6 protein-coding genes and 1 pseudogene are annotated in these 10,375 nt (G+C 70.3%); 4 read left to right on the forward strand and 3 right to left on the reverse strand.

The features are described from left to right. Positions 1 to 264 (reverse strand): annotated as a pseudogene (locus ACFV7Q_RS36745) (hypothetical protein); the annotation flags it as partial. A 422-nt stretch (positions 265 to 686) separates the two neighbouring features. Here ACFV7Q_RS36745 and ACFV7Q_RS36750 point away from each other — a divergent pair. Further along, entirely contained in the window at positions 687 to 4,469 is a 3,783-nt protein-coding gene (locus ACFV7Q_RS36750) for a helix-turn-helix domain-containing protein (protein WP_385435283.1), read from the forward strand. 421 nt (positions 4,470 to 4,890) lie between these two features. Next, positions 4,891 to 5,178 (forward strand): antibiotic biosynthesis monooxygenase, encoded by a 288-nt coding sequence (locus tag ACFV7Q_RS36755; RefSeq protein WP_385435284.1) that lies wholly within the window; start codon positions 4,891 to 4,893, stop codon positions 5,176 to 5,178. Positions 5,179 to 5,494: 316 nt separating this feature from the next. Here ACFV7Q_RS36755 and ACFV7Q_RS36760 read toward each other — a convergent pair whose 3' ends face one another. After that, positions 5,495 to 5,893 (reverse strand): hypothetical protein, encoded by a 399-nt coding sequence (locus tag ACFV7Q_RS36760; RefSeq protein ID WP_385435286.1) that lies wholly within the window; start codon positions 5,891 to 5,893, stop codon positions 5,495 to 5,497. Between the two features lie 568 nt (positions 5,894 to 6,461). Then, a complete protein-coding gene (locus ACFV7Q_RS36765) occupies positions 6,462 to 6,947 on the reverse strand; it encodes a carboxymuconolactone decarboxylase family protein (RefSeq protein ID WP_385435287.1) in 486 nt (161 codons plus the stop codon). Positions 6,948 to 7,674: 727 nt separating this feature from the next. On the opposite strand from ACFV7Q_RS36765, the gene ACFV7Q_RS36770 reads away from it, so the two are divergent. Together ACFV7Q_RS36770 and ACFV7Q_RS36775 are read left to right on the forward strand one after the other, a co-directional pair. Next, the gene (locus tag ACFV7Q_RS36770; protein ID WP_385435288.1) at positions 7,675 to 8,058 is read left to right on the forward strand and encodes a hypothetical protein; all 384 of its coding nucleotides are present in this window, start codon (positions 7,675 to 7,677) and stop codon (positions 8,056 to 8,058) included. 755 nt (positions 8,059 to 8,813) lie between these two features. Further along, positions 8,814 to 9,845, forward strand: coding sequence for a hypothetical protein (locus ACFV7Q_RS36775; RefSeq protein WP_385435289.1), 1,032 nt, complete (start codon positions 8,814 to 8,816; stop codon positions 9,843 to 9,845). The last annotated feature ends 530 nt before the right edge of the window (positions 9,846 to 10,375 follow it).

Genomic DNA, 10,375 nt, shown 5'->3' on the forward strand with positions numbered 1-10,375 from the left:
GTGTATAAGAGACAGCACCCACTTCAAGGTCTCCTTGCCGAAGTCGCCGTCTTCCACCAGCGGCCTGCCCTTCCCGGTCCGCTGGGCCCAGTTGTTGACCCCGTGCTGGACGCATCGGACACCAGCGTGGTTACCACTGCCCTGGCTGATGTTCGGTACACCGGGCGCGGCATGCGCCGTGCCGGCCGCGGCCAGGCCGCCGCCGAGCAGTGAAGCGGCGGTGAGGGCGACGGCGGGAAGGATCCCGCGGATGGTCTTGGTCACGTGTGCGTCCCTTCGGATCGTGTGCCTGCAACCCCTGTGGGGGTGGAGGCCGATGAGCTGTGCATGGATGGCCGGCGGTCCGCGTTCCGCTCCGGGCAGGCCCGGTCATGTCAGGCGACGGGACTGCGGCGGGAGCGAGGAGGGCTGTGTCTGCACCCTCCGTCCACCGGCCGGACCGAGTCTTCACGGCCGCTTATTGATAAGCACCCCGTGCACCTGCGACTTTTCAATTCGCCGAGTCCGCCGCTGCCCCGTCGGACCGTCCGGGGGCACGGCTGGAATTCGCGTCTTGTGGGGGATTTTCCGCGTACGTACCGTGGCGGTACTGATCTTGATGCGGCAGGCGTACGGCGGCCGGGGACACACGGACGGGAGGGGAAGTGGGGCGTCCAGAGCGTCCGGTGGATCCGGCGGACGGGCCGGTGCCGCGTTTCGCTCATGCGCTGCGGGCCCTGCGGCAGGAGGCGGGCGGCCCCACCTACCGGGAGATGGCGCGACGCGTGCCCTACTCGGCTCCCGCCCTGTCCACTGCGGCGGCGGGCGAGAAACTGCCGTCCCTGCCGGTGGCGTTGGCCTACGTACGGGCCTGCGGCGCGGACCAGGAACAGCTGCGGCAGTGGGAGCAGTGCTGGCGCGAGGCGGCTGACGAGGTCGCCGCTCTGCCGTCCGCGCTCGACGGGACGGCCGAGCCGCCGTACCAGGGGCTGGCCCGCTACGGACCGCAAGACCGGGAGCGGTTCTTCGGGCGCGACCGGTACGTCGATGACCTGCTGGAACTGGGGCGCCGCTGCCGGTTCACCGCGCTGGTCGGCGCCTCCGGAAGCGGCAAGTCCTCCCTGCTGCGGGCCGGACTGGTGCCGAAGCTGCAACAGGCATGTGGGGTCGGCGAGCGGCCGGCCGCGGTCAGGATCCTCACCCCCGGCGAACAGCCGCTGCGCACCCACGCCACCGCGCTGTTGCCCGCGGGCGAAAGCGCCGACACCTGGATCGTCGTCGATCAGTTCGAGGAGGTCTTCACGCTCTGCCACGACCCCGCCGAGCGCACAGCGTTCATCGATCTGCTCCTCGGGGCTCACGAGCCGGCTGGCCGAGTGCGTGTCGTCGTCGCGGTACGGGCGGACTTCTACGGACGCTGCGCCGAACAGCGCCGCCTCGCCGATGCGCTGCGCGACGCGCACGTCCTCCTCGGCCCCATGACGACGGCCGAGATGCGGGAAGCGATCGTCGGACCCGCCGTGGCCGACGGTCTGATCGTCGAGCGGGCGCTCACCGCTCGGATCATCGGCGAGGCGGCCGGTGAGCCCGGAGCGCTGCCCCTGATGTCCCACGCCCTGCTGGAAACGTGGCGCCGACGCAAGGGACGGACCCTCACCGTCGCCGCGTACGAGGCCGCCGGGGGGATGCACGGCGCGATCGCCAACACCGCCGAACGCGTGTACGCCCAGCTCGCCCCGCAGCAGGCCGTGCTCGCCCGGCGGATCATGCTCCGTCTGATCACTCCCGGGGAAGGAGCCGAGGACACCCGACGCCCCGTCCACCGTGCCGAACTCGACCTGGTGGAGACGGGCGTGCCCACCGCCCCGGCCACGGCGGCCACTGCCGACACGGCGGCCACTGCCGACACTGCCCGGGACGCAGCCCCGGACACGACGGAGATCCTCGAACACCTGGCCCGAGCCCGGCTCATCACCCTGGACGACGGTACCGTCGACCTCGCCCACGAAGCCCTCATCACCTCGTGGCCCCGTCTACGGAGCTGGATCGAGGAGGACCGCGACCGCCTCGTCACCCACCGCCGACTCACCGAAGCGGCCCGCACCTGGGAGGAACTCGACCGCGACACCGGCGCCCTGTACCGCGGGACCCGGCTGGCGATCCTGCGCGACTGGGCGTCCCGTGACGGGAGCAGGGACGAACTCAACACATCGGAGCGCGACTTCCTCGATGCCAGTATCGGCCTCGCAGGAAAGGAGCGGACCGCCGCCCTCCGCCGCAACCGCAACCTGCGGCTTCTCTCCCTCGGTCTCGCGGTGCTGCTCCTCATCGCCGCGGGCGTCGGTACCATCGCCGTCCGCCAGCGCTGGGACGCCGAACAGGAACGGCAGCTCACCCTCTCCCGCCAACTGGCATCCCAGGCATTGGGCCTGGCTCCGTCCCGGCCGGCGCTGGCGAAGCTCCTCAGCGTGCAGGCGTTCCGTACCGCACCGACGCCCGAAGCACGGGGCGCCCTGCTGACGATGTCCACGTACCAGTACCACCAGGCCGAGCTCACCGGCCACACCGACGCCGTCTCGCAGGCGGTCTTCAGCCCCGACGGTAGAACGCTCGCCTCCGTCAGTCGCGACCGCAAGCTCATCCTGTGGGACGTGCAGGGCCGCAGACGGACGGCCGACCTCACGGGGCACGCCACATGGCTGAGAACGGTGGCGTTCAGCCCCGACGGCAGGACGCTCGTCACCGGTGGCGACGACAACAACGTCGTGCTCTGGGACATGCTGACCCGCAAGCCCGCGGCGACCCTGTCCGGCCACACGGAGCAGGTCAAGAAGCTCGCGTTCGGGCCGGACGGTCGCACCCTCGCCTCCGCTTCCGCGGACGGCACCGTGATCCTGTGGGACCTCGGCCCGGATGCCAGGGGCGGGACCCGGCGGGTCACCCTCGCCGGGCACCGGGGCAACGTGAATTCCGTGGCCTTCGCCCCCGACGGCGCCACCCTCGCCACGGCCGGCGCGGACCGCACGGTCGCGCTCTGGGACGCGGTGACCGGAGGGCAGCAGGCGGTGCTCGCCGGCCACACCGATTCCGTCGAGGGCGTGGCGTTCCATCCTGACGGCCGGACCCTGGTTTCCGTCGGGAACGACCAGAAGGTGATCACGTGGGACGTCGGCCGACGTGCCCCGACCGCCACGCTCACCGGCCACACCAGCGCCGTTCGGGCCGTCGCCTTCCACCCCGACGGGCACGCCTTCGCCACTGCCGGGCACGACAGGACCGTCATCCTCTGGGACACGGCCCGCGGCACGCGCCTCGCCACGCTCACCGGGCACGTCACGAACATCTACGGCCTGGCCTTCGGCCCGGGGCCCGAACCCCTGCTGGCGTCGGCGGGCGAGGAAGGCACCGTCACGCTGTGGGACCCGGCCCGCATCGCCCTGGCCGGGCACAGCAACCGCGTGAACAAGGTCGCCTTCAGCGCGGACGGCGCCACCGTGGCAACGGCCAGCGACGACCGGACCGCAGTGTTGTGGAGCACCCGCCGCCGCAGCCGGACGGCCGTTCTCGACGGTGGCACCGGACCGGTCAACTCGGTGGTTTTCAGCCCGGACGGGCGGACTGTCGCGACGGGGACGGGGACGGCCGCGCACCCGCCGCGCGCGGGGGACCACACCCTCACCCTGTGGCCCGCGCCGCTCGACCCGGCTCCTTCCGCCCCTGTCGGAGCCGTGCTCACCGGCCACACCGACCGAGTGCTCGACGTCGCCTACAGCCCGGACGGGCGGACCGTGGCAACCACGGGCGCCGACGGCACGATCGTGCTGTGGGACCCCCAGCACCGCGACCGCCTCACCACCCTCAGCCACGACGCTGCCCGGGCGTCCGCCGGGCCGGTATCCGCCCCTGAACGAGGCGTCAACGCGGTGGCCTTCAGCCCCGACGGGCACACCCTGGCTTCCGCGGGGCACAACGGCATCACGGTCCTGTGGGACGTGGCCGAGCGCACCCCCCGGCTCTCCCTCACCGGCCACACCGGGTCGCTGCGTTCCGTCGCCTTCAGCCCTGACGGCCGCACGGTGGCCACCGCGGGCATCGACCAGAAGATCATGCTGTGGGACGCGGTGCGCGGGACCCGCCTGGCCACGCTCGACGGCGACGCATTCGTCCTGGCCGTGGCCTTCGGCCCCGACGGCCGAACCTTGGCCACCGCCAGCGCCGACACGTCGGTCGTGCTGTGGGACGTCCCCCGGCGACGCCAGTTGGCCACGCTCACCGGCCATACCCGCCAGGTGAAGTCCCTCGCCTTCAGCCCGGACGGCGCCGCGCTGGCCACCGCAGGCGTCGACGGCACCGCCGTCCTGTGGAACACGGACGCCGAACGCACGGCCGCGGAACTGTGCTCCACGGTCGCCCGCAGCCTCACCCGCGAGGAATGGGCCCGCTTCGCGCCCGAGGCCCCCTACCGACCCACGTGCCACCCGGCTCCGTGAGCCGCCGGCTGACCCGCGCGGCAGGCTCAGGACTTACTCGCGGCAATCCGCTACGCCCTCCGGTGGTACGGCACAGCCGAGCCGATCGGCGCCGTACACAGAGAGTCCCGATTGCGTCGCGTGCCAACTGGACGACGCTTGTCGTCCTCGCGGCGCAGACTCTCGGCGACGGTGTGGTCGCGGCGAGCCCAGTCGCGCATGGCAGTCATCCCCCAACGCATTGGCGAGCGACTCGACCAGCACCGTCTCCGCACCGCCCGCGGCCAGCGCCCGCAGTCACTCCTCGACCCACTTCTCACACGGTGTGCGCAATGCGCCCAACTGTGGCCCAACTCACCCTGATTGACCCGTTGTACGGGGCCGTACAACGGGTCTAGGCTCGCGTTGTACGGCATCGTATAACCCGAGAGAGGACACCGTCATGTCATTCGGTTTCGTTGCCTTCCACTACCCGGCCCCCGAGCACGTCGAAGAGTTCGTAGCCGAGTGCCACCAGGTCGCCGAGGCGATGCGGCAGCAGCCGGGTTTCCTGTCCGTCGGGGTCTGGGTCACCCCGGACGGCGCTGCCGTCGTCACCACCGGCGCGTTCGAGTCCGAGGACGCCTTCCGGGCGACGGCCGACCTCGCCCGCGAGATGGGTGCGACGCCCGACGGCCTGAGCGACCTGGAGGTCAGGCCCCGCGAGGTCCACTTCCTCGTGTCGCGGTAGGAACGCCGCAAAGCACGGCAGGCCACGCCACTGCTCGAAGCAGTTGGTGCACTGCTTGACGGTGTCGCTGCTCGTAGAGGCGCGGCGGGCAGCGACCAGTGGCACCTGCGGACACACACGGCACAACCGGCCCCGACAGCTCCAAGGAGCTGTAACGACGGCTGCTCGCACGCGTAGCCGACGCGGCGTCCAGGGACCCCGGCCAGGAACCGCCCTCCGCGACGCACAGGGCACTCCACCACGTAACGCAGCGCAGCCACCCGCCGAACAGCCAACCGCTACCACCACGTCCCACATTCACGCGGACTGGCAGTGTTCACTCGTCGTAGTGCTCACCGTCCTCGCCCTGGACGCGCGCACCCAGAACCCCGGCTATCTCCCGCATCTTCCTGAGCAGAACCTCATCCGGGTTCTTCACCACGACCCGTCCTTCCCGCCAATCCAACCAGGCGCCGTGAGCGTCGCGTGCGGGGTGGGTGACCATCTGTGCCAGCCACTCGTGCCGGTAGTCCAACCCCGCATCCTGGCCACGCGGCGAGGCCTGGGCCACGCGAACCATCTCCAGTGTGGAGTCGGCAGCGACCACCGCTGCCCACTCCTGCGTGGTGATCAGCTCACCCTCTTCCTCCCACCACGGCGTACGCCGGGTGATGTGCACCTCATAGCCCATGCCCGCCAGGGTAAGCGGCACGGCTGACACCACCGACGCGATCACGAAGTCGCACCTCGGTACGGGCTGTTACTCGATCGGCTACGCCGAACGGTGGGGCACAGTCCGCAGCAAAGGCCTTCCTCGGGCGCTGGGTGGGCGGGGTGTCGCTGGTTGCAGCCCCTGTGCTGCTGACGGCTGGAGTCACGCTGCGGCACCCGCAGATCAGCGGACTCGTCCAACGACCCGGCCCGCTCCGAGCGGCGGGCCGCGGCACCTGCCGCGATCGACCTGTGACTGGAATCCCAGGATGGTTCCGACGCCGTGCTCCGGGGCGCTGCGCTCCTCCCGGCTCCCGGGCTGAAGCACGGGCTTGAACTGGGTGCCATCCGCCCGATGTCCCTGCGTTGGAAGCACGGACGGCGGGCGACGGCGAGGGCCGGCGGCGAGTCGGTACGGGCGCCGGCCGCGCGTTGGTGAACGCAGGCGATGGTGGCGGCCGTCAAGACGCCCCCGTCGACCTCCCGGGCCGCGTCGATCTCGGCCTGGGCCTGTTGGGACAGCACTCCGCTCCCGCACCGCCAGACCCCGCCCGCCTCACATCCGACGAGGGTCCGGCGGGGTGGCGCTCCCGTCAGCTCCACTGGGGATCGGCCAAGGAGGTGACCGGTACGGGCTTGCCGATGACAGCGAAGGGAATGAAGAAGCCGACCTGGCCGATCGCGGCCACCAGAGTCGCCAGGGCTTTGTCGTCGTAGTGCTCAGTAGCCTGCGCGTAGAGCTCGTCAGAAACCAGTTCACCTCGGGCGGACGGCTGCCAGACCGCCTCCACCAGTGCCAGGGCTGCGCGTTCGGCGTCTGTGAAATAGGGGGCGTCCTGCCAGGACGCCACCGCCGAGATCCGCTCCTCCGACTCCCCCGCCTTGCGCAGGCTGCTGGAGTGCAAGACGGTCAGGTAGGTGCTGCGCACGATCTGCCCGGCTCGCAGGTGGACCAGGCTGATCGTCGTGCGCGGAATCGAGCGGTTCCCGACCACCCGGAACAGACTCGCGCTGACCTCGGCCATCTCCGGAAGCAATGCAGCCGGGTCCTGCATACGCGGAACAGCAGTGTCAGTCATCATCGTCTCCCTCAGAACCAGTGGGCCGCCGCCTGCTGCCGCGGCCTACACCGCACTGACGGAGCCCGGCGCAGAAATGTGACAGGACAGCCGAAGGAAAATGTCGTCTTGCTGATGGCTTGTAAACCTGGCACTTCCTCCACCCGCGCCGAGGCACAGCCGCCTGGACCGCAGCCCTTCGGCGGCCGCACCGAGGAAGAACATGCGGCACGCAGACGTACCGCCGCCGACCGGGCCGCCGAAGGACCCCAGCAGCATCGGGATGTCGAGCCAGGCTCGGGACACGGGGCATGTGTGCGGTATCGCCCGGCTGCGCGTACGCGACCGACCAGCTCGCCGGACTTCGGCCGCTGCCGCGGGTGGAGGCGGCTGGAGGTGCCGGCCCGCTCCTCGAAGACGACCCGTTCCTCCAGCCCGACTTCGTGACGGACGAGGTTCCGGCGGTCGGTCGACACCCGCTCGTGGACCAGGCTGGCCACGCCGCTCCCCCATCCCGGTGGTCGCATTCGACCAAGTGGCATGTGGCGCTCTGTCCCCCCCCCCCGGTACATGGGGCGCAGCGTCGGCGCAACAAGGTCCACCAACAGCGTCAGGATGTGCTGAACACTCAGAGGGGGGGCTGTCCGGGACAGGTCCCGGACAGGTCCCGGACAGCCATTTCCTTGTGAACGACGGGTTGTCGCGTGAGGCTCTGCAGCGTCTGTTGGTTCCAACGAGAGGAAGCAACGTGCGGAAGCTCTACGCGATGGGCGTCGTGGCTGCGACGGCTGTCTTGACGATGGTCCCCGTGTCGACGGCGCAGGCGGTAGCCACGAACGTCCAGAGCCCGGGCAACATGGCCGGGGGCCGCTATGAAAGCTCGATCGACATGTTGTCGATGTGGGACAACTCCGAGATCGAAAACAATTATGTGCGGCTGCGGGTCACGAACGTGACGCGGAGTGACCTCAAGGTCTACACCCACGACGGATCGCCCATCTACAACAATCGGAAGGACGTCCGGATACCTTCGACGTGGCGGTCCGGTGACAAGATCACTTTCTCCGTCTGCTCGGTAGACCGTTACGACGGGAGTGCCAGCTGCTCGAGGACTGCAACGGCCTGGGTGTAGCAGGCCGCGCATGCGAGGGGGCCGCACCAGCCTTCGCTGGTGCGGCCCCCGTCCCTTGGAGAGTGCAAGCAGGCAGAAGCGCAGCGCAGACGCGAAGGCTGCAAGATCCGCCGCTTCCGGCTCGTCCTGAGTGAGGCCCTGTTCCAGGCCAGACTGCGTTTGGCTCGTTGGCGCTGACGGGCCCGACCGTTCGGCGTGGTCAAGTCGACTGCGGGACTTCGGCGGTGGGCACCATGCACCGCCCACTCGGGCACGGAACGGTCCCGGCCGTCGAGGACACCGGACGCCCCGGCAGGGCCCAGCACGGCGGGGCACCGGTCCGTCAACGGGCGCGGAGGACCGCACCGGACTGGCGTTCTCGACCGGCTCCCCCGGGGCATTTCGCAGAACCACCTCCTGCTACTTGCCGAACGTGCCTGAGCACCGAGCATGCGCCCGACCTGCGCCCGAGCCCGTCGCGGCCGTGGCTCCGCTGGGGCGTTCCGCACGGCGCGCTGCAGGACGAGTTGTTCCCCGCACTGTGCACTGGCCAGCTCACCGGCGGCCCGGGGGCGGTCGGCGCCCCAGCTTCAGGGAGTGGTGCCGCCCCACGTGACGCCGCAGAGAGCCACACACGGCACGAGATGTCCGTCCACAGGCTGGCACTCCCGGCTCCCCGCCCTCCGGACTCAGGACGGGGCCGACCGGGGACCATCGGCCACGTGCGCAGGGGAACCGCCCGACCTGCGTAATCGTCGGTTACGGATGTGACTGAAGTGACGCCCACGCTGCCTGCCGACCACCGCGAACTGATCTCCGACCTGTCCGGGATCGTCAGCGACTACCCCTATGCAGATCCTGAATTGACCCTGACCGTCCTCGCCGACGACGCGGCGGAGGCGTTCGGCCGCGACGCCACCCTGGAGGGCCGCCGGGAGCGGACCGGGTACACGATCCTCCTGCATGCCACCTGCTGGTACGTCTCCGCACGTATCTTCAGCAAGTCCCTGTTCGCTTCGTACATGGGGGCCTTGGACGGGTTGCGTGCGCAGTTGGACCGGGCCTCCTGCGCCTGCCCGGCCGGTGCCCACCCTGCGGACCTGGACTCGGAGTACGAGGTTGAGGCCGGGGTGAGCATGCTGACCGAGGCCGGACGGGCCGTTTTCGCCGAGGACTACGGTCTTGATGAGGAGGAGCTGGCGGCGTTCGACTGCGAAGGGTTCCTCGCGGACCTCGTCGATGAGGCCCTGGGCCGCTTGCACGAGGCGCACCAGGAGCTCTTCGGCAGCATCGACGTCTCCCATCTGGACGCGCAGTTCGTCCGGGACGACGGCCGCGTCGACGTCGTCGCCATGCAGGAGGCGATCAGCCGTAGCTGGGAGGACAACACCGGCCCGGTCGCTCTGTGGTCCGCCCGCCGTTGGCTCACCGGGCAAGTGCGGGACGAGGAGCGGATCGGCGTGTTCCTGTGCCTGTGGATGGGCATCGCCCAGACGTACGCGGGTCTGCCACCCTCGTACGCGCGCGACCTGGCCGCCGCGCTCGCCACCATCGACCTGGACGTCTCCTGCGAGCATCCGCAGCACCCCTGGTCCACCGCCGATTCCACCGTGCAGTCCCGGTACCGCGCGGTGGTCCACCTGTACGCGCCGGACGAGCACCCCGACACCCCCGTGCCCGCCGAGTTCTCGGCCCGCGAGCTGTGGGAGTGCCCGGTGCAGTACGCCCAGCTGGCGCGGAAGGCGAAGGCAGACCTTGAGGCATGGCGGACCATGCGCGGCGGCGACGACGAGGACTGGGAGAACTGAGCGGTACGGGCACCGTGTTGCCCGACGGGAGCAGCTGGTGGAACTGTCGTGCTTACGAGGCAAGTTCTGCTCTGTCTCACCGCTCGTTCGGATGCGCTGTTCGAGCTGGCTGACACGGTTCTGAGCGGTGACGGGCCGGTGAGATCACTGGCCGGGCTGTTGCCGGTGGGGCGAGAACTGCCGCCCTGGTCTCGGTGCTGCTGCCGCAGGCCCTCGGTGGTCGGTTGGTCCTGGCCGTCGATCACGTGCTGGCTGCAACTCGATGGCCCGTGATCACCGCAGCGAATCCTGTGTCACAACCGGGAGGTGTCGTCAAAGTGTCAGGCCCGCAGGGTGGCTCCGTGCCTGGTCGGCTGCCACTGCGGTGTAGACGGTCGGGGCCACCTGACCGAGCTGTGGGTGGCTCGGCCGGCGTCCGCCCATGGCGAGCTGTTCCGGCACCGCCGGCGAGCCACGTCTCTCGGCCCTGGCGGTGGTTCTGGGCGGCGCGACGTACGGCGTCGGCGGGGGGTGAGCATCAGCCTCACGGG

The organism is Streptomyces sp. NPDC059851 (genome assembly GCF_042732005.1).
Classification (GTDB): domain Bacteria; phylum Actinomycetota; class Actinomycetes; order Streptomycetales; family Streptomycetaceae; genus Streptomyces.